This is a genomic window from Actinoplanes couchii, from assembly GCF_016862075.1.
GTDB lineage: Bacteria > Actinomycetota > Actinomycetes > Mycobacteriales > Micromonosporaceae > Actinoplanes > Actinoplanes couchii.
The window spans coordinates 1-24,725 of the sequence record NZ_BOMG01000116.1 but is presented as its reverse complement, the minus strand read 5'-3'; the positions used below and the strand labels follow the sequence as shown (position 1 = coordinate 24,725).

25 protein-coding genes are annotated in these 24,725 nt (G+C 71.2%); 12 read left to right on the top strand and 13 right to left on the bottom strand.

What is annotated here, in order from left to right; all coding sequences use genetic code 11:
* The first annotated feature begins 27 nt into the window (after positions 1-27).
* Positions 28-471 (top strand): MarR family winged helix-turn-helix transcriptional regulator, encoded by a 444-nt coding sequence (locus Aco03nite_RS46280; RefSeq protein WP_203808381.1) that lies wholly within the window; start codon positions 28-30, stop codon positions 469-471.
* On the opposite strand, the gene Aco03nite_RS46275 is transcribed toward Aco03nite_RS46280, so the two are convergent.
* Positions 468-1,826: a glycosyl hydrolase family 18 protein gene (locus Aco03nite_RS46275; protein ID WP_203808379.1), complete on the bottom strand. Its 1,359-nt coding sequence runs from the start codon at positions 1,824-1,826 to the stop codon at positions 468-470. The two genes, Aco03nite_RS46280 and Aco03nite_RS46275, sit on opposite strands and share 4 nt — an antisense overlap.
* 81 nt (positions 1,827-1,907) lie before the next feature.
* On the opposite strand from Aco03nite_RS46275, the gene Aco03nite_RS46270 reads away from it, so the two are divergent.
* Positions 1,908-4,763 carry a PAS domain S-box protein gene (locus Aco03nite_RS46270; RefSeq protein ID WP_203808377.1) on the top strand — a complete coding sequence of 952 codons (2,856 nt, stop codon included), beginning with the start codon at positions 1,908-1,910 and terminating at the stop codon, positions 4,761-4,763.
* Here the strand turns inward: Aco03nite_RS46270 and Aco03nite_RS46265 are convergent.
* Together Aco03nite_RS46265 and Aco03nite_RS46260 are read right to left on the bottom strand one after the other, a co-directional pair.
* Complete coding sequence (locus tag Aco03nite_RS46265) at positions 4,760-5,998, bottom strand: TadE/TadG family type IV pilus assembly protein (protein WP_203808375.1); 1,239 nt, start codon at positions 5,996-5,998, stop codon at positions 4,760-4,762. The genes Aco03nite_RS46270 and Aco03nite_RS46265 overlap by 4 nt on opposite strands.
* Before the next feature lie 84 nt (positions 5,999-6,082).
* Positions 6,083-6,874 carry an MBL fold metallo-hydrolase gene (locus tag Aco03nite_RS46260; RefSeq protein ID WP_203808459.1) on the bottom strand — a complete coding sequence of 264 codons (792 nt, stop codon included), beginning with the start codon at positions 6,872-6,874 and terminating at the stop codon, positions 6,083-6,085.
* Between the two features lie 167 nt (positions 6,875-7,041).
* On the opposite strand from Aco03nite_RS46260, the gene Aco03nite_RS46255 reads away from it, so the two are divergent.
* Positions 7,042-7,554, top strand: coding sequence for a peptidase M23 (locus Aco03nite_RS46255; RefSeq protein ID WP_307837683.1), 513 nt, complete (start codon positions 7,042-7,044; stop codon positions 7,552-7,554).
* Between the two features lie 62 nt (positions 7,555-7,616).
* Here Aco03nite_RS46255 and Aco03nite_RS46250 read toward each other — a convergent pair whose 3' ends face one another.
* Positions 7,617-8,156, bottom strand: a complete 540-nt coding sequence (locus Aco03nite_RS46250) for a CGNR zinc finger domain-containing protein (RefSeq protein WP_203808373.1) — start codon at positions 8,154-8,156, stop codon at positions 7,617-7,619.
* A 25-nt stretch (positions 8,157-8,181) separates the two neighbouring features.
* Between Aco03nite_RS46250 and Aco03nite_RS54460 the strand changes: the two genes are divergently transcribed.
* Positions 8,182-8,310, top strand: a complete 129-nt coding sequence (locus Aco03nite_RS54460; RefSeq protein ID WP_275415981.1) for a hypothetical protein — start codon at positions 8,182-8,184, stop codon at positions 8,308-8,310.
* A gap of 45 nt (positions 8,311-8,355) precedes the next feature.
* On the top strand, positions 8,356-8,658 hold the full coding sequence (locus tag Aco03nite_RS46245) for a GlsB/YeaQ/YmgE family stress response membrane protein (RefSeq protein WP_203808371.1): 303 nt from the start codon (positions 8,356-8,358) through the stop codon (positions 8,656-8,658).
* Positions 8,659-8,730: 72 nt separating this feature from the next.
* Here the strand turns inward: Aco03nite_RS46245 and Aco03nite_RS46240 are convergent, their stop codons facing one another.
* On the bottom strand, positions 8,731-9,396 hold the full coding sequence (locus Aco03nite_RS46240) for a hypothetical protein (protein ID WP_203808369.1): 666 nt from the start codon (positions 9,394-9,396) through the stop codon (positions 8,731-8,733).
* Positions 9,397-9,560: 164 nt separating this feature from the next.
* On the opposite strand from Aco03nite_RS46240, the gene Aco03nite_RS46235 reads away from it, so the two are divergent.
* Positions 9,561-10,466, top strand: coding sequence for a TAXI family TRAP transporter solute-binding subunit (locus tag Aco03nite_RS46235; protein WP_203808367.1), 906 nt, complete (start codon positions 9,561-9,563; stop codon positions 10,464-10,466).
* A gap of 21 nt (positions 10,467-10,487) precedes the next feature.
* On the opposite strand, the gene Aco03nite_RS46230 is transcribed toward Aco03nite_RS46235, so the two are convergent.
* The 3 genes from Aco03nite_RS46230 to Aco03nite_RS46220 form a co-directional block, all read right to left on the bottom strand.
* Complete coding sequence (locus Aco03nite_RS46230; protein WP_203808365.1) at positions 10,488-11,846, bottom strand: sensor histidine kinase; 1,359 nt, start codon at positions 11,844-11,846, stop codon at positions 10,488-10,490.
* 9 nt (positions 11,847-11,855) lie between these two features.
* Positions 11,856-12,515 carry a response regulator transcription factor gene (locus Aco03nite_RS46225; protein ID WP_203808362.1) on the bottom strand — a complete coding sequence of 220 codons (660 nt, stop codon included), beginning with the start codon at positions 12,513-12,515 and terminating at the stop codon, positions 11,856-11,858.
* A gap of 159 nt (positions 12,516-12,674) precedes the next feature.
* A complete protein-coding gene (locus Aco03nite_RS46220; RefSeq protein WP_203808360.1) occupies positions 12,675-13,349 on the bottom strand; it encodes a hypothetical protein in 675 nt (224 codons plus the stop codon).
* A gap of 157 nt (positions 13,350-13,506) precedes the next feature.
* On the opposite strand from Aco03nite_RS46220, the gene Aco03nite_RS46215 reads away from it, so the two are divergent.
* Genes Aco03nite_RS46215 through Aco03nite_RS46205 form a run of 3 tightly spaced genes read left to right on the top strand, consistent with a single transcriptional unit; the run spans position 13,507 to position 16,065 of the window.
* Positions 13,507-14,475 carry a helix-turn-helix transcriptional regulator gene (locus Aco03nite_RS46215; protein ID WP_203808358.1) on the top strand — a complete coding sequence of 323 codons (969 nt, stop codon included), beginning with the start codon at positions 13,507-13,509 and terminating at the stop codon, positions 14,473-14,475.
* Positions 14,472-15,032: a cysteine hydrolase family protein gene (locus tag Aco03nite_RS46210; protein ID WP_203808356.1), complete on the top strand. Its 561-nt coding sequence runs from the start codon at positions 14,472-14,474 to the stop codon at positions 15,030-15,032. Before Aco03nite_RS46215 ends, Aco03nite_RS46210 begins: the two co-directional genes overlap by 4 nt.
* Entirely contained in the window at positions 15,025-16,065 is a 1,041-nt protein-coding gene (locus tag Aco03nite_RS46205; protein ID WP_203808354.1) for a serine hydrolase domain-containing protein, read from the top strand. Before Aco03nite_RS46210 ends, Aco03nite_RS46205 begins: the two co-directional genes overlap by 8 nt.
* Positions 16,066-16,443: 378 nt before the next feature.
* Here Aco03nite_RS46205 and Aco03nite_RS46200 read toward each other — a convergent pair whose 3' ends face one another.
* Both Aco03nite_RS46200 and Aco03nite_RS46195 read right to left on the bottom strand, forming a co-directional pair.
* Positions 16,444-17,613: a glycosyltransferase family 4 protein gene (locus Aco03nite_RS46200; protein WP_203808352.1), complete on the bottom strand. Its 1,170-nt coding sequence runs from the start codon at positions 17,611-17,613 to the stop codon at positions 16,444-16,446.
* A 45-nt stretch (positions 17,614-17,658) separates the two neighbouring features.
* Complete coding sequence (locus Aco03nite_RS46195; RefSeq protein WP_203808350.1) at positions 17,659-18,036, bottom strand: hypothetical protein; 378 nt, start codon at positions 18,034-18,036, stop codon at positions 17,659-17,661.
* A gap of 77 nt (positions 18,037-18,113) precedes the next feature.
* Here Aco03nite_RS46195 and Aco03nite_RS46190 point away from each other — a divergent pair, with 77 nt between their 5' ends.
* The 3 genes from Aco03nite_RS46190 (at position 18,114) to Aco03nite_RS46180 (ending at position 20,861) form a co-directional block, all read left to right on the top strand.
* Positions 18,114-18,800, top strand: coding sequence for a TetR/AcrR family transcriptional regulator (locus Aco03nite_RS46190; RefSeq protein ID WP_203808348.1), 687 nt, complete (start codon positions 18,114-18,116; stop codon positions 18,798-18,800).
* A gap of 116 nt (positions 18,801-18,916) precedes the next feature.
* A complete protein-coding gene (locus Aco03nite_RS46185) occupies positions 18,917-19,879 on the top strand; it encodes an alpha/beta hydrolase (RefSeq protein WP_239145988.1) in 963 nt (320 codons plus the stop codon).
* Between the two features lie 10 nt (positions 19,880-19,889).
* On the top strand, positions 19,890-20,861 hold the full coding sequence (locus Aco03nite_RS46180; RefSeq protein WP_239145987.1) for a helix-turn-helix domain-containing protein: 972 nt from the start codon (positions 19,890-19,892) through the stop codon (positions 20,859-20,861).
* Between the two features lie 61 nt (positions 20,862-20,922).
* Here Aco03nite_RS46180 and Aco03nite_RS46175 read toward each other — a convergent pair whose 3' ends face one another.
* From Aco03nite_RS46175 to Aco03nite_RS46165, 3 genes are all read right to left on the bottom strand, one after another.
* A complete protein-coding gene (locus Aco03nite_RS46175) occupies positions 20,923-21,732 on the bottom strand; it encodes an HAD family hydrolase (protein WP_203808346.1) in 810 nt (269 codons plus the stop codon).
* A 12-nt stretch (positions 21,733-21,744) separates the two neighbouring features.
* Positions 21,745-23,310: a cellulase family glycosylhydrolase gene (locus Aco03nite_RS46170; protein WP_203808344.1), complete on the bottom strand. Its 1,566-nt coding sequence runs from the start codon at positions 23,308-23,310 to the stop codon at positions 21,745-21,747.
* 262 nt (positions 23,311-23,572) lie between these two features.
* Positions 23,573-24,490 carry a LacI family DNA-binding transcriptional regulator gene (locus Aco03nite_RS46165; RefSeq protein ID WP_239145986.1) on the bottom strand — a complete coding sequence of 306 codons (918 nt, stop codon included), beginning with the start codon at positions 24,488-24,490 and terminating at the stop codon, positions 23,573-23,575.
* Between the last annotated feature and the right edge of the window lie 235 nt (positions 24,491-24,725).

Here is a 24,725-nt window from a genome sequence, read left to right as displayed (position 1 = left end):
TGCACGAGGTTATGTCAGTATGCTGACATGAGTCAAGACGGGAACGGTGTCGACCTGGAGAAATCGCTGGGCTACCTGCTGAAGGAGGCGTCCAGCGCGCTGCGCGCCGCGATGGAGGACGTGCTGCGGCCGCTCGGGATGAACGTGACCCGCTACTCCTGCCTGGAGCTGCTCGCCCAGCGGCCCGGCCTGTCCAACTCCGACCTGGCCCGGGGCGTCTTCGTCACCCGGCAGTCGATGAACGTGCTGCTGCAGACCCTGGAACGGGAGGGCCTGGTGACCAGGCCGGCCGAGGCGCCAGTCGGGAAGGCCCTGCCCACCCGGCTGACGCCCCTCGGCGAGCGGAGCCTGGAGCAGGCGTCCGCCGCGGTCCGCTCCGTCGAGATCAGGATGCTGTCCGGCATGACCGAGGACGAGCAGTCGGTCGCGTTCCGGCTCCTGCGGAGCATGGTGCTGTCGTTACGGTCCTAGATGCCGTTGAGGAAGGGGCGGTGACTGTTCTTGAACTCCCAGCTGTAGAAGCGGTCCCAGTTGATCGACCACGTCATCAGTCCGCGGAAGTCCGGATTCAGACCACTGCGCGGTGTGTACGACCCACAACTCACGCCCTTGACCAGGCAGGACACGGCCTTCTGCACCTCGGCCGGAGCGACGTACCCGTTGCCGGCGCTGACCGAGCTGGGCGCGCCGAAGGCGATCTGGTTCTCCCGCAGCGCCGGGAAGACATGGGCCGTGTTGCCGGCCACCGGGAACCCGGCGAGCAGCATGTCGGTCATCGCGATGTGGAAGTCGGCGCCGCCCATCGAGTGGTACTGGCCGTCCAGCCCCATGATCGGCCCGGAGTTGTAGTCCTGCACGTGCAGCACGGTGATGTCGTCACGCAGCGCGTGGATCACCGGCAGGTACGAGCCGGCCCGCGGGTCCTGGCCACCCCACGGCCCGGAACCGTAGAACTGGTACCCGAGCTGGACGAAGAACGTCTCCGGGGCCATCGTGAGCACGAAGCCGGCCCCGTACCGCGCCTTGAGGGTCTTGATCGCGCTGATCAGGTTGACGATCACCGGCGTGGTCGGGTTGCGGAAGTCGGTGTCGCCGGTGTTCAGCGACAGCGAGTGGCCCTCGAAGTCGATGTCGACGCCGTCCAGACCGAACCGGTCGATGATCGCGCTGACCGAGCGGACGAAGGTGTCCCGGGCGGTGGTCGTGGTGAGCTGCACCTGGCCGTTGGCGCCGCCGATCGACAGCAGCACCTTCTTGCCGGCCTGCCGCTTGGCCTTGATCGCGGCGATGAACGCGGCCTCGGTCTCCACGTTCGGGCACTCCGCGACCGGGCAGAGTGTGAACCGGATGTCGCCGGAGGTGGCGGTGGTCGGCTCGCCGAACGACAGGTTGACGATGTCCCAGTCGGCGGGCACGTCGGCCATCCGTACGTAGCCGGAGCCGTTGGCGAAGCTGGTGTGCAGGTAGCCGATCAGCGCACGCCGCGGAAGATCACCAGCGGGAATCGGGGTGGTCGGCGTGGGGGTCGGGCTGGGCGAGGTGGACGGCGAGGACGGCGAGGGGGAAGGAGTGGTGCCGCCGCAGGCCCCGCTGTTGACCCAGACGTCCCACTGGGCGCTGTGCGAGGAAGGGTCCTCGCCCTGGGTCCACCACTTCGCGGTGTAGTTGGTGCCACCCTGCGAGGCGACGCTGTCCTTGACGTAGACGGAGGTGGCGGCCCAGGCGGGCGCGCAGGCGACGGCCGCACCCGCGGTCGCCGTCACCAGGACGGTGGATGACGCGGCGGCCAGGACGGCCGCCACAGCCAGGATCACTGATCGACGCATGGCTAATTATTAGGACTGTTAACTGAAGAAGTAAACAGTTCCGCCTTTCAAGTCTGCGGCCAGGGTGCCGACATACCAGACGTGGCGGGAACGACGGCAGAGATCAACGCGGCGGTGCAGGATCCGGCCCGGCTGGCACAGGTGGCCGCGACCGGCCTGGTCGACGGCGCGCCCTCCGAGGCACTGCAGCGGCTCACCGTCCTGGCCTCGCGCCTGCTCGGGGCGCCGGTGTCGGTGGTGTCCCTGGTCGAGGCCGAGCGTCAGGTCCTGACCGCCGAGACCGGGTTGACCGGGGTGCTGGCCGCTACCCGGGAGATCCCGCTGACCCACTCGTACTGCAAACACGTGGTGGAGGCCGGCCGCACCCTGGCCGTCGACGACGCCCGCCTCGACCCGGAACTGTCCGGCAACCCGTCGATCGAGGAACACGAGGCGATCGCGTACCTCGGCGTCCCGCTGCGCTCCAAGAACCAGGCCGTGCTCGGCACCCTCTGCGTCGTCGACCGGCAGCCCCGCACCTGGTCGGACGCCGACGTGGAGCTGATGGAGGACCTCGCACTGGCCGCGGCGTCGGAGATCGCCGCCCGGACCGCCGCGAACGAGACCGAGCAGCTGGCCGCCCGCACCCAGCGGTTCCTGGACACCACCCCGGACGCCTTCATCGCCGGGGACAGCGCGGGCCTGGTGACCGGCTGGAACCACGCCGCCGAACGGATCTTCGGCTGGACCGCCGACGAGGCCCTCGGGCGTCCGGTCACCGACCTGATCGTGCCCGAACGGCTCCGCGCCGACGCGGACTGGATGGAGCACACCCAAGCTGCCGCGCTCGGCGGTGAACGGGTCGAGCTGGAGATGCTGCACCGCGACGGGCACGCCTTCCCGGCCGAGCTGTCGCTGTCGGTGCTGTTCGAACCGGACGGGCACGCCTTCCACACCTTCGTCCGGGACATCTCCGACCGCAAGCGCACCCAGCACCTGCGCGACACCGAACAGGCGGTGGCCGGCATCCTGCTGCAGACCGGCACCGCCCTCGAAGCCGCCCGGGACGTGGTCGGCGCGCTCGGTGACCGGCTGGGCTGGCCGTACCTGGAGTACTGGCACCGCAACCCGGACCAGTCCTGCCTGGAGCGCCTCGCCGTCTACAGCGCCGACCCGAAGATCGCCAAGCTGATGGAGGTCACGGTGGCGTACGCGCCGGGGGTCGGGGTGCCCGGCACGGTGTGGGCGGCCGGCGCCTCGCAGTGGATCCCGGACCTGCCGTCCAGCGCCCTGCCCAGGGCCGCCGAGGCCGGTGAGGCCGGGCTGCACGCGGTTGCCGCCGTGCCGGTCCGGGACGGCGCCGAGGTCGTCGGGGTGCTGATGATCGCCGACCACCAGCGGCACGACGAACGCGACGACGAGCTGATCGCCAGCCTGGAGAGCGTCTCGGCGTACATCGGCCAGGCCGTGCAGCGCCGCCGGGCCGCCGACCTGGACCGGGAGCTGGCGGTGGCCCGCGACGCGCTGGCCCGGATCGTCGACAACCTCACCGACTTCCTGTGGACCGTGGAACTGCTGCCCGGCGGGACCGCCCGCACCGTGCACGCCCAGGGCAACGTGGTCGCCGTCTTCGGGGGCGAGCTGGAGGAGCTGCCCGGCGAGGCGGACATGACCCAGCACCTCTACGGGGCGGTGCACGCCGACGACCAGGCCGCGTACCGCGCGTTCGTCGAGCAGCTCTACGAGGGTCAGGCCGCCGAGATCGAGTGCCGGATGGCCGGGCTGGACGGGATCACCCGCTGGGTCTGGATCCGGGGAGTAGCCCGCCGCGACGGCGACCGGCTGTTCGCCGACGGCCTCTGCTCGGACGTGACCGAACGGCACCGGGCCAACGCCGTCGCCGAGCAGCAGGCCGAGCTGTTGCGCCTGGCCCCGATCGCGGTGATCGTCCGGGATCTGGACGCCCGGATCATCGGCTGGAACACCGGCGCGGAACTCACCTACGGCTGGCCGTCCAGCGCCGTCGTCGGCAAGAGCAGCGACCGGCTGTTGGACACCCGCTACCCGGTGGACCGGGCCGTCGTCGAGGACGCGCTGTCCGGCGAGAGCCGCTGGGAGGGCGAGCTCGACCAGCTCCGCAGCGACGGCAGCCGGCTGACCGTGCACAGCCACCAGTCGGTGCAGTACGACGACTACGGCGCTCCGGCCGCGATCCTCGAGGTGAACCTGGACGTCACCGACCGCCGCAAGGCCGAGACCGCGCTCGCCGACCGGGAGCGGCTGCTGCACGCGCAGTTCACGCTCTCCACCGTCGGGCAGGCGATGCTGCACGTCGACGGCACGGTGATCCAGGCCAACCCGGCCCTGGCCGACATCCTCGGGTACGCCCCGGACGCGCTCGCCGGGCGCACCATCGACAGCCTCACCCACCCCGAGGACCGGCACCTGAACTGGGCGGCCGCCGCCGGGCTCTTCGTCGGCGACGCGGCCACCGACCGGCACCAGCGGCTGCTCGCCGCCGACGGCCGGGTGGTGGAGGCGCAGATCGGCGTGTCGATGCTGCGTGACCACCTGGACCGGCCGGCCACCATCATCACCGCGGTCACCGACATCTCGGCCCGGGTGTCCGCCGAACGCGACCGGGACGAGGCCAACCGGGCCCTCGGCGAGCGCAACGCCGAACTGCAGGACACCAACACCGCGCTGGCCGACGCGGACGCGATGAAACGCGACCTGATGAGCATCCTGTCGCACGAGATCCGGACGCCGCTCACCACGATCAGCGGGTACACCGAGACGCTGCTCGGCGACACCGACGAGCTGGCGCCGCAGCAGCAGCGGGCGGTCACCGCGATCGCCCGCTCGGTGTCCCGGCTGGACAACCTCTGTCAGGAGGTGCTCCGGGTCTGCTCCCTGCCGCCGGGTGAGCGGGCCCTGGAGAAGAGCCAGACCGATTAGCCGGTACGCCCGATCACGGTCGCGCCGAAATTGGGGCCGGTGCCGAACTGCGGCCGGCTGTGCGGGATCAGGGTCTTGGTGAAGTAGCCGGTGATGCAGGCCGCGGTCGTGCACAGCAGGGTGGTCAGCGCGCCCAGCAGACCACCGCTGAGCAGGCTGGTCACCGAGTTCACCACGCCGGGGACCAGGGACGAGTAGCCGGTGACGACGAACGGCGCGAACCCGACGATGTGGTACTGCGGGGCCAGCGAGACCAGCTCCGGCACGATCTTGTCGAAGATCGGCACCAGGAACGGGCCCTTGTTCAGCTTGGCCTGCAGTTTCTGCGCGCAGATGGTGCCGATGAGCAGGCCGGACAGCAGGAACGACCGGGGCAGGTCGTCGACCTTCAGGTCCATCATGCACTCGCTGTCCGGCGGGCTCAGGTCGGGGTACTGCAGCCAGACGTACCCGCGCGGCACGGTCAGGTCGACCGGGGTGGTGCAGGACGGCAGCGGCAGGCCGAGCGCGGTCAGCGGCAGCACCTGCGGGATCGCGCTGTCCTGACCGGGGTTCGGGCTGGGCAGGCCGATCAGCTGGAACAGGCCGATGTCGTTGAGCAGGGTGCCCAGCGGGTTGTAGAAGACCGTGCCGTTGCTGGTCATCCGCTTCCAGTCGCACAGCGAGATACCCAGGGCGAACACCTTCTCCACCAGCGGCGGCCCCCACGCCACCCGGGCGCAGGCGCCGACCCGGGTGCCCTTGTAGTTGCCGTCGGTGGCGGCCTTGGCGAAGATCGGCGGGACCAGGGTGCCGCCGCCCGGCACGACCGTGCTGGTCCGTACCTCCACCCAGTTGCCCTTGCCCTGCCCGGCCGGCACCACGGGCAGCGGCGGGCACGCCCGCGGGACGTTCCAGACCGGGCAGCCGGTGTCGTCGAAGCAGATCTGGGCGGCCGACGTGTTGTCCTTGGCGTTGCGGCCGGCGTACTGCATCGCGACCGGGGTCTGCGCCGCGGTCGTACACGTGGTGGGATCCTTGACGCAGTTGATCGCGACCTTGAACGAGGCCGAGTCCGCGCCGGTGATCAACTGCTCGCGCTCGTTGTAGAGCAGGCCCACGTCGATCACGAGCGCGGTCATGCCGATCAGGACCGAGCTGCCCATGAAGATCGCGAAGATCACCGCCACGCCGCCGTGCTCGGAGTCCCGCCGCCACCGCCCGCGCCGCTTACGCCGGATGAAAGTGCTGAACACACCCTGAACCAAATCAGCAGCCGCCGGTCCGGTCCGCCGGACCGGCGGATCTTGGCCCCGGTGGGCCAGCCACCCGGCCCGGCGTCAGTCCGGACTGTCCGCGACGGCGCGGCGGAGCAGTTCCGGGTCGTGCGCGTTGACCAGCAGCAGGCCGGGATCGGCGGCGGCCCGCAACTCGGCGAGGCGGGCGTGGTTGTCGCGCACCCGGGCCCGGTCGTGCGCCACCACCTGCTCCATCGTCGTCAGGGTGCGGGGCGGGCGGCCGGCGTTCTCGATCTGGCCGCGGTGGTAGAACGCGTCCCCGGCGTGCAGGACCCAGCGGTCGCCCGCGTCGACGGCGACCGCGGCGTGCCCGCGGGTGTGGCCGCTCAGCCCGATCAGCACCACCCCGGGCAGAATCTCGGCGGCCGCGGCGAACCCGCGCCAGCCGTCACCGTGCTCCGGGTCGTGCTCGACCAGGTCCGGGCCGTGCTCGCGCTGGCCGGGCAGGTAACGGCGGCGCTCGCCGCGGGTCAGCGGCCGGCGCATGGCCTCCGACTCGGCGGCGGTCAGGTGCACCCGGGCGTGCGGGAAGTCGGCCAGGCCGCCGGTGTGGTCGGCGTCGCCGTGGGTGAGCACGACATGGCGTACGTCCGCGGGGTCGTGTCCCCGCTTCTCGACCTGCCGGATCGCGGTCTCGCGCGGATCGAGGACCGGGCGGATCAGGTGCCGCGCCGGGCCGATCCGGTGAGCGGGCGCGGCGACGTCGTGCAGACCGAAGCCGGAGTCGACGAGCACCAGCCCGTCGGCGGCCTCCACGAGCAGCACATGGCAGACCAGGCCGCCGGGTGAGCCCCACGGCCGCAGACTGCCGCAGTTCAGATGGTTGACCTTCATCCGCTCACCGTCGGTCACCGACCGCGGATGCGCAAGCGGCCCGCCGACACTGCGGGGGTCCGTTGACCACATTGGCCGGATCTTCTGACCGGTGGGCTGAGGCGGTGAATCATGGACGGTCGATATCGTGCGAACGGTTCACGTTCCTGGAAGGTTCCGTCTTGCGCGTGCTCTTCACCGTTCTCGTGTCCGTCCTGGCCACCATGCTGGTGCTCTCCCGGTTCCAGACCGCCGATGCCACCGAGGTCTGCGCCCCGCCCGTGGCGTCCCCGGCGAAGTCCGAACTCGACCGATGGAACGAGGAGCAGGTCGCCAACGCCCGCACCATCGTCGCCATCGGCGCGGAACGGAAGGTGCCGGTGCAGGGTCAGGTGATCGCGGTCGCCACCGCCCTGCAGGAGTCCACCCTGCGCAACCTGCGCGGCGGCGACCGGGACTCGATCGGGCTCTTCCAGCAGCGGCCCAGCCAGGGCTGGGGCACCCCGAAGCAGCTGCGTGATCCGGCGTACCAGACCGGGAAGTTCTACGACAAGCTGCTCAAGGTCCGGAATTGGCAGGACATGCGGCTGACCGAGGCGGCGCAGGCGGTCCAGATCTCCGCGTTCCCGGAGGCCTACGCCAAGCACACCGGCACGGCCACCCGCCTGGTCAGCGAACTCAGCCCGGCCGCCTGCCCCTGACCGCATCACCGCTGCCGACCGCCGTCACCGCTCCCTGATCGCATCGCCGCTCCCGATCGCCGTCACCGCTCCCTGATCGCCGGGGCCGCGGCCCGGGAGCGGTGGCGGCGGACCGCGTCGCGGTTGCCGCACGCCGGGGAGCAGTAGCGCTGCCGGCCGGTGCGGCTGAAGTCGGCGAACGGGCGGCCGCAGCCCTCGGCGGCGCAGCGGCCCAGCCGGTGGATGCCCCGGCCGGCCAGGTGCAGGGCGGTGCCGACACTGATCAGCGCCCGCAGCGCGGCGGACAGCGGCAGGTCCGGGTCGCGGTAGTGCACGTGCCAGCCGTCGCCGACGTGGTTGGTCAGCCGGGGATGCGCGGACGCCCGGGCCAGCAGCACGTTGAGCCGCTCGGCGCGGGCGTCGGGACCGGGGGCGTCGATCACCGCCAGCCAGTCCGCCAGGAACGCCTCCACCTCGGACAGGTCGGCGTCGCGAATCGGCATGTCCACCACGAAACCGGCGGCGCGGCACCGGCCGGCCAGCTCCCCGGCGTCGGCGGGCGGGTGGGTCACCAGGTCCAGCGCCAGCCGGACCGGCTCCTCACCGTAAGGGTTGATGCGCATAAGGGCATTACATCATGCTGATCTCATGCATCGACACACCTGGTACACCCGGTCCGGCCATCTCACCAGCGAGGGCCGGGTCCGGTACGAGCACTGTGCCTGCGGTCACTGGCGGATCGCCGTCGACCGGCTCGTCCCGGCGGCCGACGTTTGACACGTCTGTCACCCTGGGCACCTTGCGACCTTGAGGGGAGGCGCTGTGGACGCTCAGGATTATGTGGTGGCGATCGTGTTCGGCGCGATCATCGGTGTGGTGGCGCGGGCCGTCCTGCCGGGACGGCAGAGCATCGGCGTGATCCCGACAGTGCTGATCGGCATGGGTGCGGCGGTGGCCGGCACCTGGGCCGCGGACCGGTGGGAACTGCACAGCGACGCGCTGTTCACCGTGGCGGGTCGTGGGTACGACTGGGCCGTCGTCGGCGTGCAGGTCGGTATCGCGGTGGTCGGCGTGGCGATCGCCGCAATGATCATGAAGGCGGTCGACACCGGCCGCGACGACTGATCAGGTACGGACACCGAGCGCTCGACCGCCGGAACAACGGTCGAGCGCTCACCCCCGTACCAGCAGAGATGTCTAAACCAGTGCCGAGTCGCGCAACCGCAACCGGGGCGGGGTCGCCGGGAGGAGATCGGCGGCGTCGGCGGGCACGGTGACCACCACGCATCCGCTGCGGCGGGTGACCTCGGCGGTCACGCCGAGCAGCCGGGCCGCCCGGACCAGCACCGCCGCGATCTCCTGGTCCCGGATCATCACCGACAGGATGTGCCGTCGCCGGCGGTGACCGGCGGCCAGCAGCGCGGCCCGCCAGGCGGCCTGGGCCAGGGTGAGGCGCTGGGTGTTACGGGGCGACGACGCCCCGAGCGGTTCGGAACTGAGCAGTGCCTGCCGGCCCTGGCGCCAGGCGGCGTCGAGCATGCGGGAGGTGGCGTGACGTTGCGATTCGTGGACGATGACACGTTCGACCGAGTACCGGCGGCGTTCGCCGCCGGAGCGGGTGTCGCGCCGGGTCATGCAGCCGAGCCCGGCGAGCAGGATTTCGAGCCGTTCGGCCGGGTCCTCGCGGTCGAACTCGGCCAGGGCCTCACCGATGCGCGACTCCGCCCGGAGCGGGGCCGGCCGGAGTGTGCGGCTGGTGTCCACACACGCGGCCAGGACCGCCGACTCGAAGGCGGCGGGCAGCGCTCCGGCGAGCACGACGGCGCGTGTGGCGGCGTGATCCAACGTCGCTGTGCGGTCCATCGACCTCTCCCCTCCCGTGGTTTGTCACGTCACCGTCTCCGATCGGCCGTTCGGCCGGTACACCCGTGACGCAGACTTGAGGGAAACTTGCGCGGACCGGGCCCTCCCGCGTAGGGAAACACAGTGATCTTGGACGCACAGTGACCCTAGGAAAACACCGCCGGATGGCGATCGCCGGTCTGACCCTGCTGTTGATGGTGACCGCCTGTAGTCAGGACAGAACTCAGGAGCGCCAGGTACGGATCGCGACCGGCAGCCCGACCGCGGTCTACTACGCGATCGGCACCGCCCTCAGCAAGATCATCGATCAGGAGCTGCCCGACACGACCACCAGCGTGCTGGTGACCGCGGCCTCGGCGGAGAACCTGGAGATGGTCACCGAGGGCCGGGCCGAGATCGGCTTCACCCAGGCGGACGTACTGGTCACCGGTGGTGAGCCGAAGGCCGGCATCGTCGCGCTGGCCCGGGTCTACGACGACCTGCTGCACCTGGTGGTCCGGGCCGACAGCAAGATCGTGAAGCTGGGCGATCTGCGCGGCAAACGGGTGTCGGTCGGCGCCCGCGGCTCGGGCACCACGGTCACCGTCGACCGGTTGCTCTCCGTGGCCGGCATGCCCCAGGCGATCAAGCGCCGGGAACTCAGCCTCGACGACTCGATCGCGGCGCTGCGTGACCGGGAGATCGACGCGTTCTTCTTCTCCGGCGGGCTGCCGGTGAACGGGATCAAACAGGTCAGCGCCGAGGTCGGCACCCGGCTGGTCGACCTGTCCGCGTGGGCCGGCGAGCTACGCCGGGTCTACAGCGACGTCTACGTGGTGCGGGACGTGCCGACGTCGGCGTACTCGATGCCGGCGGTGACCACGATCGCGGTGCCCAACCTGCTGGTGGCGTCCGCGACGATGCCCGACGATCTGGCGTACGACCTGACCCGGCTGCTGATGGAACGCCGCGGCGCCCTGGCCACCGCGCACCCGGCCGCCGAACGACTCGATCTGCGGGCCGCGATCGCCACCCTGCCGGTGCCCCTGCACCCCGGGGCCGCCCGCTATTACAAATCGGTCAAGCCCTGAGCCCCTTTTACAAGCGGCCGGTCAAGCCCTGAGTTGTACCGTCGCGTCCAGACCGCCCTCCGGGGCCGGCGCCAGGGTGAACCGGCCACCGGACGCCTCCACCAGGACCGCGACGATGGACAGCCCGAGACCGGCGCCGTCCACGTTCTGCGCGTCGGCGGCCCGCCAGAACCGCTCGGTGGCCTGCCGGCACTGCTCCTCGGTCATACCCGGCCCGGTGTCCCGCACGGTCACCTCCGCTCCCCCGCCGGCCGCTCGCAGCCGCAGCGACACCCGCCCGCCGGCCGGGGTGAACTTCAGCGCGTTGTCGATCAGCGCGTCCAGCACCTGATCCAGGGCGGTCGCCACCACCCGGGCCGGCACCGGCTCGGCGGGCACGTCGGTGTCCAGCTCGACACCACGGCGCTCGGCCAGCGGCAGCCACGCCTTGGCCCGCTCGGTGGTGAGCGCGGTGGCGTCCACCACCTCCAGCTCCGGACGGCCCCGCTCGGCCTGGGCCAGCGCCAGCAGACCGTCCAGGACGTCGGCCAGCCGGTCGGTCTCCTCCAGGGCGAACTGCCGGTCGGTGTGCAGCTCCTCGTCGTCGTACCGGCCGCCCAGGTCCTCGATCCGCAGCCGCAGCACGGTCAGCGGGTTGCGCAGCTGGTGACTGGCGTGGGCGACGAACTCCCGCTGCCGGCGCATCGCCTCGGCGACCGCGTCGGCCATCTCGTTGAAACTGTCCGACAGCCGCCGCAACTCCGGCGGGCCCACCCCGGGCGGCACCCGGGCCGCGCTGTCGCCCTCGGCGATCTCGTGGGCCGCGGCGTCCAATCTGGTCACCGGGCGCAGCACCCACCCGGCGAGACTGTGCGCGGCGGTCAGGCAGGCGGCCACCGCGAGCACCCCGACCAGGGCCAGCACCAGCCAGACCGAGAGCACGGCACGACGGCTGCGGTCGGTCGGCGAGACGGTGAGGATCACCCCCAGCACGGCGCCGCCGTCACTGATCGGGACCGCCACCACCAGCGGCTCGCTGACCCACGGCCACAGCGTCTCCGGGGTGCCGACCTGGTGCCCGGCGAGCGCGCCCCGGATCGCCGACGCGTGGTTCTCCGGGGACCGGCCGTAGACGCTGAGCAGCCGCTGGTCCTGGTCGACGAGCATGGTGCCGATGCCGTACAGCTCCTGGTAGCGGCGCAGCTCCTCGGTGAGGGTCTCCAACTCGCCACTGCGGACCGCGGGCGCGGCGAGCGAGGCGAACCGGGTGGCGTCGGCGAGCCGGTCGGCGACGGCACGATCGGTCTCCCGGCTCGCGACCGTGACCGCGAGCGGGATCTCCAGGGCCAGCAGGGTGATGCACAGCAGCAGCAGGTAGGTGACCACCAGCCGCCTGCGCACCCGACCTCCCTATGTTGCTCGCAAACGGTAGCCGACGCCCCGGACGGTCTGCACCAGGTCGGCGTCACCGAGTTTGGTCCGCAACGAGGCCACGTGGACCTCCAGGGTGTGTTTGCCGGACCAGGTGGTCTGCCAGACGTCCAGCATGATGCGCTCGCGGGTGAGGGCGACCCCGGGCTGGCGGGCCAGCGAGGCCAGGATGTCGAACTCCTTGCGGGTCAGATTGGCCGGCTGCCGGTGCACCTCGACGGTGCGGGCGCCCGGGTCGATCCGGATCGGGCCGACCTCGACGACGGCCGGAGCGGCCGGGCTGTGCCGGACCGTGCGGCGCAGCAGGGCCTCGATCCGGGCCTGCAGCTCGGCCATCGAGAACGGTTTGACCACGTAGTCGTCGGCGCCGGTGCGCAGGCCGGTGACCCGGTCGCGCTCCTCGCCGCGGGCGGTGACCGCGATGATGCCGAGGTTCTCGTTGCGGGCCCGCAGGGTGCGGCAGACGTCCAGGCCGTCACCGTCGGGCAGGTTCAGATCGAGCAGCACCAGGTCGGCCGGCGCGGCCTCCAGAGCGGCGGTCGCGGTGGCCGCGTGCTCCACCGCGTAGCCCCGGCGCTGCAGCATCGAGGTCATCACCGCACCGACCCGGCGGTCGTCCTCCACGAGAAGTATCCGCATCGGTCCTCCGCCCCCTCGTCGATCGAAGGCCGAACGGTAGTCGGCGTTTGTTTCCGGCAGGCGTCCGGGAACCACTCGCAGGATATTGGCCCTTGACAGTTTTCGCCGTCTGTCAGGCTCATACTCCCGGACACCCCTTACCGGAGACCGCCGGCCGCGTCAGTCCAGCGCGGGCAGCGTCGACTTGCCGTTGTCGACGAGGACGAACGTGGTGATCACCGGGCCGTCACCCAGCTCCTCGAAGATCAGGCCGCTGCTGCTGGTGCGCAGGAGCGCGTCCCGGTTGGCGATCGTGTAGACCGGGCGGTTGTTGTCCTTCTTGCCGGTCGGGACCACGTCGAAGAGCTGCTCGGCCTTGCTGGTGTCACAGGCCACCGCGACGGCCGTCAGGGGCTGGCTGCCGTTGGTCTTGACGCTCAGGCAGTCCGGCTCCCCACCCGTACCCACCTTGGCGGTCTTGATCTGGAACTTGCCGTTGTGCGGGGTGAAGACGAACAGGCCACGATCGGCCTCGCCGTCGGTCATGCCGAGGTTGCCCTGCTCGTCCAGGACCACGATGCCCTCGAAGCTCTCCACCGGGGCGATCACGACCTGACGCTTGCCGGCCAGGATCGGGTCCTTCGGATCGGCCTTGGGCGGCTTGCTCGTCGGCGCCTTGGTGGTGGGTTCCGTGGACTTCTCCGGCGACGGCGACAGCGACGGCGACGCCGCGGAGGTCGTCGTCTCCGGGGCGGTTTGCGGGGAGGTTCCGTTCGCGCACGCCTGCTGGGTCAGCGCCAGGGCGGCGACGGCGGTGATCATGCCGAGGTTGCGGAGCACGGGATTCCCCTTCATTGGTGGACCTTGTGGTACCCACTCATTGGTGGACCTTGTGGTATCCACGAGCTTTCCCGGATCACCCCGCGGTTGAATCACATGATCGTGCCGTCCGGTTCCGCCAGGCACTGATGGTTCCTCCCAGCGGCGCCCCCGGTGGATCTACCGTCGGGGCGTGAGCGTCAGAGACGAGATCCGCGACTTCCTGCTGTCCCGGCGGGCGCGGATCTCCCCCGAACAGGCCGGACTGCCCCGGCACGGCGAGCGCCGGGTCGCCGGGCTGCGCCGCGAGGAGGTCGCCCAACTCGCCGGGGTCAGCGTCGAGTACTACACGCGGCTGGAACGCGGCAACGCCCGCGGCTACTCCGACGACGTGCTGGCCGCGGTGGCCCGGGCGCTGCACCTGGACGACGCCGAGCGCGAGCACCTGTTCGACCTGGTGCACGCCGCGAACAACCGGGCCCGCCCGGCGCCGGACCGTCCGCTGCGGCCGACCCTGCACCGGCTGCTGGACGCGATGACCGGCACCCCGGCGTACGTGTGGAACACCCGGCTGGACATCGTGGCCGCCAATCCACTCGGGCGGGCCCTGTTCGCGCCGCTGTTCGACAGCCCGTTCCAGCCGGTCAACCAGGCCCGGTTCCTGTTCCGGGACGAGCGCGCGCGAGAGTTCTTCCCGGAGTGGGAGCTGCTGGCGCACGACGCGGTCGCGGTGCTGCGCACGGCTGCGGGCCGCAACCCGGGAGAGCTCTCGGTCCTGGTCGGCGAGTTGCTTGCGGAGAGCGACGACTTCCGGTCCCTCTGGTCGGCGTACGACGTCCGGCACCGCCGCACCGGACGCAAGCTGTTCCACCATCCCGTTGCCGGGCCGCTCACCGTGGACTTCGAGTCGATGGCCCTGGCCGGGCACTCCGGGCTGCGGCTCTCGGCAGGCACTGCCGAACCCGGCTCCCCGTCCGAACAGGCCCTCCAGTTCCTGGCGAACTGGACCACCCCGGCCTCCGCCGACCCCACCTCCACCGACGCCAACCCGGCCTCCCCTGGCCCGACCTCCTCCAACCCGGCCTCCCCTGGCCCGGCCTCCCCTGGCCCGGCCATCTCCAAGCCGGCCTCTGCCGGCCCTCTTTGTGAAGGAAATCGATGACCGCCCGTACCGCCCTGCTCGTGATGGACGTCCAGCCCGCCGTGACGGACCGCTACCCCGACGCGGACTACCTGCCCCGCCTGGCCACCGCGGTCGGCGCGGCCCGGGACGCCGGACTGCCGGTGATCTTCGTGGTGGTCGGTTTCCGGGCCGGCGCGCCCGAGGTGGCCGCACACAACCGGATGTTCGGCGGCCTGGCCGGGCGGGACCTGCCCGCGAGCCCGACCGACGTGCACCCGGCGGTCGCGCCGCTGCCCGGCGAGGCGATCGTGGTGAAACGGCGGGTGTCCGGGTTCGCCGGCAGCGACCTGGACATGCTGCTGCGCGCGTCCGGAATCGATCACCTGGTGCTGACCGGGATCGCCACCTCCGGAGTGGTGCTGTCCACGCTGCGGCAGGCCGCCGACCTGGACTACCGGCTCACCGTTCTCGCCGACGGCTGCCTCGACAACGACCCCGAGGTGCACCGGGTGCTGACCGGCAAGGTCTTCCCGATGCAGGCCGACGTGACCACCGTCGACGCATGGATCGGTGCCACACTGACGAACCATGACTGAGGTGTACGGGTTCACAGCGCCCGGTTTCGAGGCCGTCCGCGACGAGTTCACCGGGGCGGTGGCGGAGTCCGCGCAGCTCGCTGTCTACCGGCACGGTGAACTCGTCGCCGACCTGTGGACCGGCGACGACGACACGGTGACCAGCGTGTTCTCGGTGTCCAAAGGGGCCGCGTTCCTGGTCGCCGCGCTGCTCGTCCAGGAGGGCCGGCTCGACCTGGACGCTCCCGCTCGCAGCTTGCCGTTCCCACTGACCGTGCGCGAGCTGATCGGCCACCGGTCCGGGCTGATCAGCGTCGAGGGGCTGACCATCGAGCAGTGCGCCGAGGACGAAACCCTGGCGAAACTGCTGGTCGAGCCCTTCTTCCCGCCGGGCACCGCCACCGGTTACCACGCGCTGACCGTCGGGGCGCTGCTCGACGCGGAGTTGCGTCTGGTCACCGGCCGCTCGATCCGCGAGTGGTACGACGAGCGCTTCCGGGAACCGTACGGAATCGACCTGTTCCTGGGTCTTCCGAAGGATCAGGAGCACCGGTTCCGTCCCGTCTTCGCGGCACCCGGACCGGCCTGGATCCCGGAGCCGGGCTCAGCCGCGGCGGCCACGCTGGGCGCGTTCGACCTGGTGGAGTTCGGAAACTCGCCGGCGGCACGGGCCGGCGGGCAGGCATCGGCCGGCGGGGTGGGCAGCGCCCGCGGGGTGGCCCGGATGTACGCGGCGGCGATCGGCCCGCTGGACGGCCGTCCCGCCCTGCTGCGCCCGGAGACTTTCCGCGAGTTCTCCGCCCCCTACTCACTCGGCGTCGACCTGGTCATCGGCGAGGCCGACCACTACGCGCTAGGTTTCGAGAACCCGGCCACAAAGTTCCCATGGGCGAGCCACCACACCCTCGGCCACAGCGGCGCGGCCGGCGCCATCGGCTGGGCCGACCCCGATTCCGGCCTCGCCTTCGGCTACGTCCGCCGAGGCTTCGGAGGCCCCGACACCACCAACCTGAACACAGTCACAGCCACCGCAGCCCAAACAGCCCCACGCTGAAACAAGTCACACCCACCACGGCCCAACCCACACAGCGCCGAAGCCAGTCCCGACCCCGGCGGCACGACCCGCGCCGCCGGGGAAGCGGACACGGCCACCAAGCCCCAACCCGCACAGCGCCAAAGGCCGTCACAACCGCCGAGGCCCGAACCGCACACCACTGAATGAGGTCACGGCCCCGGCGGCACGAACCACGCCGCTGATGGAGGCGGTCACAGCCGCCGAGGCCCAGACCGCACAGCACTCAAGGCACCCACGGCCGTCAAGGCCCGGACCGCACAGCACTCAAGGCACCCACGGCCGTCAAGGCCCGGACCGCGCGGCGCTGAATGTGGTTATGTGGCCCGGTGGCCTGGGGCGCGCCGCCGGGAAGGTTGGTCAGGCCCGTTGCGGGCCGGGCAGCAGTGCTTTGAACAGGTCCTCCCATAGCGGCACGATCGCCGGCATCTCGTAGGCCGCGCCGGTCAGGCGGGCCGCCTCGCCCAGGCGGTCGCGCTCGGCGGCGTCCTCGATCAACCGGGTGATCCCGGCTGCCAGGGCGTCCACGTCCTTGGGCGGGATCAGCAGCCCGTTCACCCCGTCGTCGACCACGTCGGCGGGACCGGTCGGGCAGTCGAACGACACCACCGGCAAGCCGGTGCTCATCGCCTCGAGCAGCACCATCGGCAGGCCTTCCTTGCGCGAGCTGAGCACGAAGATCGAGGCTTTCGCGAACTCGCCGTCCAAGTCCTTGGTGACACCACGCAACCGGACCGTGCCGTTCAGCCCGTGCTTCTCGATCATCCGGGTGAGTTTCTGATCCCACCCGCCGTTGCCGAAGATGTGCAGCTCCCACTCCGGATGCGACTCGTGGACCTGCTGGAACGCCCGGATCAGCATGTCGAAGCCCTTCTGCCGCCCGAGCCGCCCGGCGGCGATCACCACCGGCGCGCGGCCGAGTGCGGGCCGGGCCGAACGCGGCGGAATCCCGTTCGGGATGCGGGCCAGGCGCACCCGGTCGCCGAGGGCGTCCTGGTACGACTTCAGGTCGGCCCGGGTCAGCACGGTCACCGCGTCCAGCCGCGGATAGGCCCGCTTGATCCGGTCCTGCAGCCGCTTGCGGTAGCTGCCGAAATTCATGTGGTCCTGACCGATCCGGGTCAGCCGGCGCGGCGCGAACCACGCCGACAGCAGGTTCAGCGACGGCCGGGTGGTGACCAGCACCGCGTCCTGCTGGGCCCGCATGTAGCGGACCACCTTCACGTCGACCACCGGATCCCACCGCTGGTAGCGGAAGTCCCGGCCGTGCGGCAACGGGTTCGGTAGGAGCCTGGTCCGCCGCAGCAGGCGGGTGCCGCCACCGCCCCAGGGTGTGCCGTCGGGCCGCAGATCGGTGAGGGAGACCAGCCGCACTCGGGGGTCGAGGGGCAGAGCCGGAACTTCACCAGTCCGATAGACGCTGGCAATCTCCACGTCGTGCTCGCCACACATCGCGCCAGCTTGATTGAAGACGGTGCGGACCGTGCCGCCGACGGCATACGCGTTGTGCAACAGATAGCGGATCTTCACCGGCCACAACCTAGATAGTGAAGTCAAACCGTCCAGAGTGGCGGCTCAAGCGGTGTCGGCCGGGCGTCGCCAGGCCTGCCAGCCGCGGCACAGCACGTAGGCGACCGCAGTCGAGATTACCAGCCAGCCGTCGATCCAGGCGGTCTCCGCGGCACCGGAGGCGCTGTCCAGAACCGTGAGCGCCAGGCCTGTGACCAGCACCTTGTGGATCAGGATCAGCTCCCAGACGCCTGGTACGCGACGTGGCCAGACCGCGATGAGCGCCCACAGGCCGACGAAGACGATGAACCCGAACGTCCGCCAGCCCTCGACGATGATCGTCTCGTCGGTGGCGACGGCCATCAGCGTGAACCCGTTCACCACGGCGACGACGGTGAACACCGCGTCCAGGCCCATCAGCGCGCGCCCGATACGATCCCGCATTTTCACTCCTTCGCTTGAGTTACGAGTCGTAACTCTAGCGAATAGCATTCACCTTGGCAATGCGGTAAAGTTCGGTCATGTCACGACGGGAACTCCTGCGCGCCCGCACCATCGAGGAGATCCAGCAGCACGGCTTCGCGCTCGTCGACGCCGGTGGCGTGAGCGCGGTGACCATCGCCGCCCTGGGCAAGGCGATGGAGATGACCCCGCCCTCGCTGTACCGCTACTACCCCTCCCGAGACGCGGTGGTCGAGGCGCTGGTCGCCGCGGCCTACGCGGATCTCGGCGCGGCCGTGGAGAGCGCCGCCGCAGGAAACGACACCCCGAGCAGCGACGCCGCAGGAAGCGCCATCAGGGGCGGCGACAGTCCCGCGGATCGCCTGGACCGCCTGGTTCATGAGTACCGGCGCTGGGCCCTGGTCCATCCCCGGCGCTACACGATGTTGTTCGCCGACCGCGCCCCCGGCACCCCGGATCCGGCCGACGGCGTCACCGCGGTCAACCGCGGCATGCGCGCCCTGATCACCACCCTGGCCGAGATCACCGGTCCGGAGCCGGCCGACGACGACCTACAGCGCTGGAGCGAGGGCCTCGGGCTGCCCGGCGACGTCTCCCCCAGGGCCGTCAGACTGGCCGTGCAGTTGTGGTACCGGGTGCACGGCCTGATCTCACTGGAGCTCACCGGAGCCTTCGCGAGCATGGGCCTCGATGCCGGCCATCTGCTGAGCCGGGAGATCCGGACGGCTCTGGACGACCTCGGCTGACCCGCCGAACGGCGGGTGGATTCCGCCGGATGGCGCTCGATCAGCGGGCCAACGCGCAGCATGCTGGTGACACCGGTCACACGGTTGTGATCCGGTGTTAACACGAGGAGGCCGCCGTGACGACCGTTCCGTTCGATCCCGAACTCGCCGCCGCACTCACTGTCATCAGCGAACAACTCCCGCCGGTCATCACCCCGGAAATGATCGTGCCGATGCGGCAGGGTGCCGCCCTCGCCCCGGTCACCGACGACGACCTGCGGCGCGACGGCCGGTTCACCGTCGAGGAGCGTGCTGTTCCCGGGCTCGACGGCGACCCCGACGTCACGCTGCTGATCTGCCGGCCGACCGCGGCCACCGGCACCCTGGGCTGCGTCTACCACACCCACGGCGGCGGGATGATCATCGGCGACAACCGGACCGGTATCGGCGAGATGCTGGACCTGGCCGAGCGCTTCAACCTGGTGGTGGTGTCGGTGGAGTACCGGCTGGCTCCGGAGACCCCGCATCCCGGCCCGGTCAATGACTGTTACGCAGGCCTGCTCTGGACCGCGAAGAACGCCGCCGACCTGGGCTTCGACCCGGACCGGCTGCTCGTCGCCGGAGGCAGCGCCGGTGGCGGGCTGGCCGCGGCGCTCGCCCTGATGGCCCGCGATCTGGACGGGCCGGCGCTGCGCGGGCAGCTGCTGATCTACCCGATGCTGGACGACCGGAACGACACCACGTCCTCCGTACAGATGGAAGGGTTGGGGGTGTGGGATCGGGGGTCGAACCGGACCGGCTGGACCGCGCTGCTCGGCGAGGCCGCCGGTGGCCCGGACGTGTCGCCCTATGCCGCGCCGGCTCGGGCCGGGGACCTGTCCGGGCTGCCGCCCGCGTTCATCGACGTCGGCAGTGCGGAGACCTTCCGGGACGAGGACGTCGCCTACGCGAGCCGGATCTGGCAGGCCGGTGGCCAGGCCGAACTGCACGTCTGGCCGGGCGGTTTCCACGGCTTCGACGTGATGGTGCCGAGCGCGGCCCTCTCCCAGGACGCCCGGGCGGCCCGGGTCCGCTGGCTGGACCGGCTTCTCGGCTCTTAAATTCAACACCGTGAAGGATTTGGCCGTACGCCTGGCCGCGCTCGACGCCGACGCCAGCGCCGCCGTGCAGGTGATCGCCTACTCCGACGGTCTCGTCGAGGCGGGCGCCGGCCTGCAGAGCATCGTCCGGGGTGCGGCCGTCCTGTCCGGCTGCCCGGCCCGGCTCGACGACACTGCCCGGCGCGTCCACATCCGGATGCGGCCGGACGGGGTCGCCGCGCCCGATCCGGCGCCGGTCTCGCCGGACTGGCCGCATCTGGATCTCGGGACCGCCGGGCTGTGGCTGGAGCGGGACGGTGGCCCCGGGCCGGTCGACGCGATGGTGCTGGAACGGGCCGCCTCGGCCGCGCGGACCGTGCTCGACCGGACCCGGGGGCGGGCCCCGGTGGCCGACGATCCGGCGATGGTCGAGTTGCTGATCGATTCCTCCGCCGCGCCCGAGTCCCGGTTGCGGGCGGCGCGGCTGCTGGGGCTCTCCGGCACGGCGTCGGTGCTGGTCACGTACGCCGGAGAGGTTGCTCTTCTGACGTCCGGCACGGAGCCGCCGCTGATCCGGGGCGGTCTCGGGCCGGCCGTGCCCGTTCTCGATCTGCCCTCGTCGTGGCAGGCGGCCCGGGTCGCGGTCCGGTTCAGTGCCGCCGGCACCGACGACGATCCCGGCGATCTGCTGGTACGCCATGACGAGCTCGGTTCACTGGCCGTGCTCGTCGCGGTGCCCGATCCCGGGTCGGTTCCGGACGTGCGGGTGCTGGAGCAGGCCGCCGCCTCCACGCCGTGGTTGCCGACGACCCTGCACGCGGTGACGACCAGCAGCAGCCTGCGGGCGGCGGCCGCCCTGTTGCGCCTGCACCACTCGACCCTCCAGGACCGGGTCACGCAGGCCTCGCACCTGCTCGGCTGGAACCTGCGCGAGCCACACGGCCTGTTACGTGCCCGGCTGGCGCTGACCCTGCGTCATCTGCACCGCTCCACCGCCGCGTAGGCGACCACTACGTCCGCCAGCCCCAGACCCACCGAGCGGAAGGAGACAGTGGGCTCCTACCTCACCGAACGGTGAGCGCGTTGTTCCGGAAGAACTGCGCGAAGCCGTCCTCGGTCACCGCCGCCGTGACGTCGGTGGCCGCCGCGAGGATCGCCGGGTGGGCGTTGCCGACCGCGACCGACCGGCCGCAACAGGCGAACATCGGCAGGTCGTTGGGCATGTCACCGAAGGCGATCGCATCGGCCGGGTCACGACCCAGAAGATCCAGCGCCCGCCGTACGCCCACCGCCTTGTCCACACCCAGCGGGTTGATGTTGACCAGGCCGCTCGCCGCATAGGTCAGGTCCAGGCGGGTGGCGAACCCCGCCGCCGTCAGCCTGGTGATCATCTCGTCGGAGCTGATCGTCGGGTGCCGCAACGACGCCGAGTGGGCCGGGACACTCGCGATCTCGTCCGGCTCGGCCAGCAGCCACGGTTCCCGGGGCGCGCCGCCCCGCAACGTCACGTGGGTGGCGGTCATCCGCCAGACGTCGACACCGAAGGCGGAGAACCCGATGCCCGGCACCGAACCGGCGAACTCCGCCAGATCACGGAGTTCGCCGGCGCCGATGACCTCCTGCCAGAGCGTCTCGCCGGTGGCCGGGTTCCAGCCGAGCGCGCCGCCGTAGCCGACCCCGAGGGTGAGCAGGTCGGCGAACGGCCCGAGCCGGGCCACCCCGGCCGGGGTACGGGCGGTCACCGTGATCAGCGGGATCCCCTGATCCCGCAGCCACACCGCGGTGTCCAGCGTGGCCGGGGTGATCACGTCCCCGGAGGGCACGACCGTGCCGTCCAGGTCGGTGAGGATCGTGGTGCGCTGATCGGCATTCATGATCACATTAAGTCAGGAGATCGCCACGTCGTCGAACCAGACGGTGCCCTTGTTGTCGCCGGACTTGAGGTGCAGCTGGACTCCGGCGGCACCGGCCGGAGCGACCGCGTCGACGAACAGCTTGGTCCAGCCGGTGTTGCCGGCCGCCAGGCGGGTGGACGAGTGCTGGCCGATCCAGCTGCCGTTCCCGTCGAACCAGCTCAGCGTGATCTCGGTGATGCCTGTCGCGTTCGCGCCCCGGGCGAACGCCTCGGCATGCCAGCGGTGGCCCGGCTGCACCGGCGTGATCGGCGAGATGGCCAGCGACGGCAGACCCGCGGACGTACGGCCGGTGTTGCTGAACCGGGCCGAGTACCTGCCGGTCCGCGGCGAGTCGGTGGCCATCACGGCCTCGCCCGCCTGCGGCAGGTTGTCCCGCCAGGGCGACTCGCCGGCCGGCGCCTCGAAGCCCAGGTTCAGGATGCTGTTCGGGGTGGCGCCGCTGGTCCAGGCGGTGCGCACGACCGAGGCGGCGACCTTGGGGGTGCCGTCGACGCGGTGCAGGCCGAACTTGTACTGGGCCGGCTTGCCGGAGACCTGCGAGTGCCCGGGGATGGCGCCGTCGGAGAAGTCGGTGAACGTCCACGGCGACACCGAGCCGACACCCGCCTCACGGGCCGCGCGGTACACCCGGGCCAGGTAGGCGGCCTGCTCGCCCTCGCTGTCGGAGTCGCTGCTCAGACCGGTCTCGCCGATGACGACGGGAACCGGCGCGACCGCGTCCTGGGCGCGGCGGATCTCGGTGAGCGCGCGCTCCGAGCTGCCGTAGAAGTGGAAGTCGTAGTAGTCGAGCGACGTACCGGCAAGCGATTTCTTGATCTTCGCCATGCCCGGGGCGCCGGTGGCGCCGTCGACCGACAGGGTCAGCGGCATCGCCGGGGCGACCGCGCGGATCGCCGGGATCAGCTTGCGGACCCAGGTGACGGCGCTCGCGTCGTCCGGCTGGAACTCGTTCTTCAGCTCGACGGCGAGCACCCGCGGGTCGTCCTTGAACGGGGCGATCACGGTCTTGGCCCAGGTGATGCTGTTGGCGGTGTCGGAGTAGCCGTCCCACCAGTCGAACAGCGTGATCTTGACGGTCATCCCGTACTTGTCGGCGGCGGCGATGAACGCCTCCAGCCGGTCGGTGTACTTCGCCTTGGGCGTGGGGTAGCCGAACGCCTGCGGGAAGATGATGACCCGCACGTTGTCGGCGCCCAGCCCGGCGACCTTGGCCAGGTCGGCCTCGATGCGCTTGGCGTCGAAGTTGTTCCACATCGACGACCAGGCGGCGTTCGACGGGTAGTAGTTGAGGCTCTTGACCGACCGGGTGGCCGCCAGCCGCCCGGCGAGGGTCGGCGTCACCGCGGTCCTGCCACGGCCGGGCCCGCCCGCACCACGGCCCGCACGCGCCGCGACGGTCCCGCCATCCGCAGTCGACACGACGGTCGCGGCAGTTCCCGCCTCGACCGCGGCCGCGGCGGTGGCCGGCATCGCCAGCCCGCTCAGCAGCACCGCGGAGGTCAGGGCGATCGCACGGAAACGGGCAGCGCTGCGCATCAAGTGAGGGCCTTTCGGGTCGCCGTCTTCGACTGTCGGACTCTTCTTCGGCGCGACTCGGCCCGCGGGCAGCCCCTTTTTCAGTGCATCCCGGTAGCACTTCGGGATCCGGCCCACCGGAGACACTTCGGATGGCAACGTGCCTGCTACAGCGCTGATCCGGGCCTTCAACCGGGGTGGCCCAGCCCGCCCGGCCGCCCCTTGACTGCCTGCTCGCCAGCGGGCCGACATGTCGCCGGCTTGCCGGCGGGCCGGCCCGGAGTCAGGCGGAGGTTCGGACGACCACGATGGACGGATCCGGAGCCACCGCGTCGAGCGGGAACCCGAGGACCGCCCGAGCGGCCCGGCGCCCGTACCCGGCGGCGTCGATCCGCACGGTGGTCAGCGCGGGCCGCCACATCTCGCCGTACCCACTGTCGTCGAACCCGATCACCGCAAGATCGTCAGGCGCCCGGAGCCCACGATCAGCCATCACACTGAGCAGCCGCAACGCCACATCGTCATCGAACGCCGCGACCGCGGTCACACCCGCCGGCATCTCGACGGCCTCCCCGGTCACACCGACGGGCTCCGCCACACCTCGGCCACGGGCCACCGCACAGGCCTGCTGGAACCGCAGCCGGGCGATCCCGGCGAGCCGCTCGTCAGCGGGCATGGCAAACCCGATCCGGGAGTGACCGCGACCGATCAGGTAGTCGATCTGGGTGGCGGTGTGCGCCGCGAGCCCGTCGATCCAGCCCCCGTCGAGCCGGTCCGGATCCTCGTCGGCGTAGAGCCGGACCAGATCGATCACCGCTCGGGGATCGACGATGTCGACGGCCTGCTTCAGCGCGCCCTCACCGGTCCGGGCCGGGATCCCGGTGGTGGCGCCGTGCCGGACCAGGAGGGTGTGGCCGTGTGCCGACAGCTCGGTGTCCAGGCCGGTGATGAAGCTGCGGAGGCTTCCCGTGACCGGGAGCCGGCCGGCGTTCAGCAGGACCAGGCGGGAACGGCCCTCCCGTAGTGCCCGGGCACTGCCCTGCGGCACGTAACCCAGATCGGCGGCGGCACGGCGGACCCGTTCCTGGGTGGCCGGCGCGATCGTCTGGGTGGTGACCTTGTTGAGCACGAAGCTGGCGGTGGCGGTGGAGACACCGCTGGCAGCGGCGACGTCTTTGAGGGTCACTCGGCTACGTGGCACCCCGACACCCTACCGCCCGAGTCACTAAATCGTTTAAGCTGCGCCGGTCGCCCCCGCTACGAAGGATGTGAAAGCAGTGGAAACCATGAAGACCGTGCTGGTCACCGGCCCGGGACAGACCTCGATCGTGGAGGTGCCCAGGCCCGGAATCGGGGCCACCGACGTGCTGGTGCGCATGCGCGCGTTCGGCATCTGCGGCTCGGACAGCGTCTCAGTTTTCCTGTGCGATCCTCGG

What these genes read in the sequence shown, in the direction of transcription:
- Aco03nite_RS46280 (WP_203808381.1), top strand. Translation starts at nt 28, where the DNA reads ATGAGTCAAGACGGGAACGGTGTCGACCTGGAGAAATCGCTGGGCTAC.
- Aco03nite_RS46275 (WP_203808379.1), bottom strand. Translation starts at nt 1,826, where the DNA reads ATGCGTCGATCAGTGATCCTGGCTGTGGCGGCCGTCCTGGCCGCCGCG.
- Aco03nite_RS46260 (WP_203808459.1), bottom strand. Translation starts at nt 6,874, where the DNA reads ATGAAGGTCAACCATCTGAACTGCGGCAGTCTGCGGCCGTGGGGCTCA.
- Aco03nite_RS46250 (WP_203808373.1), bottom strand. Translation starts at nt 8,156, where the DNA reads ATGCGCATCAACCCTTACGGTGAGGAGCCGGTCCGGCTGGCGCTGGAC.
- Aco03nite_RS54460 (WP_275415981.1), top strand. Translation starts at nt 8,182, where the DNA reads ATGCATCGACACACCTGGTACACCCGGTCCGGCCATCTCACCAGCGAG.
- Aco03nite_RS46240 (WP_203808369.1), bottom strand. Translation starts at nt 9,396, where the DNA reads ATGGACCGCACAGCGACGTTGGATCACGCCGCCACACGCGCCGTCGTG.
- Aco03nite_RS46235 (WP_203808367.1), top strand. Translation starts at nt 9,561, where the DNA reads ATGGCGATCGCCGGTCTGACCCTGCTGTTGATGGTGACCGCCTGTAGT.
- Aco03nite_RS46225 (WP_203808362.1), bottom strand. Translation starts at nt 12,515, where the DNA reads ATGCGGATACTTCTCGTGGAGGACGACCGCCGGGTCGGTGCGGTGATG.
- Aco03nite_RS46220 (WP_203808360.1), bottom strand. Translation starts at nt 13,349, where the DNA reads ATGAAGGGGAATCCCGTGCTCCGCAACCTCGGCATGATCACCGCCGTC.
- Aco03nite_RS46210 (WP_203808356.1), top strand. Translation starts at nt 14,472, where the DNA reads ATGACCGCCCGTACCGCCCTGCTCGTGATGGACGTCCAGCCCGCCGTG.
- Aco03nite_RS46205 (WP_203808354.1), top strand. Translation starts at nt 15,025, where the DNA reads ATGACTGAGGTGTACGGGTTCACAGCGCCCGGTTTCGAGGCCGTCCGC.
- Aco03nite_RS46195 (WP_203808350.1), bottom strand. Translation starts at nt 18,036, where the DNA reads ATGCGGGATCGTATCGGGCGCGCGCTGATGGGCCTGGACGCGGTGTTC.
- Aco03nite_RS46190 (WP_203808348.1), top strand. Translation starts at nt 18,114, where the DNA reads ATGTCACGACGGGAACTCCTGCGCGCCCGCACCATCGAGGAGATCCAG.
- Aco03nite_RS46175 (WP_203808346.1), bottom strand. Translation starts at nt 21,732, where the DNA reads ATGAATGCCGATCAGCGCACCACGATCCTCACCGACCTGGACGGCACG.
- Aco03nite_RS46170 (WP_203808344.1), bottom strand. Translation starts at nt 23,310, where the DNA reads ATGCGCAGCGCTGCCCGTTTCCGTGCGATCGCCCTGACCTCCGCGGTG.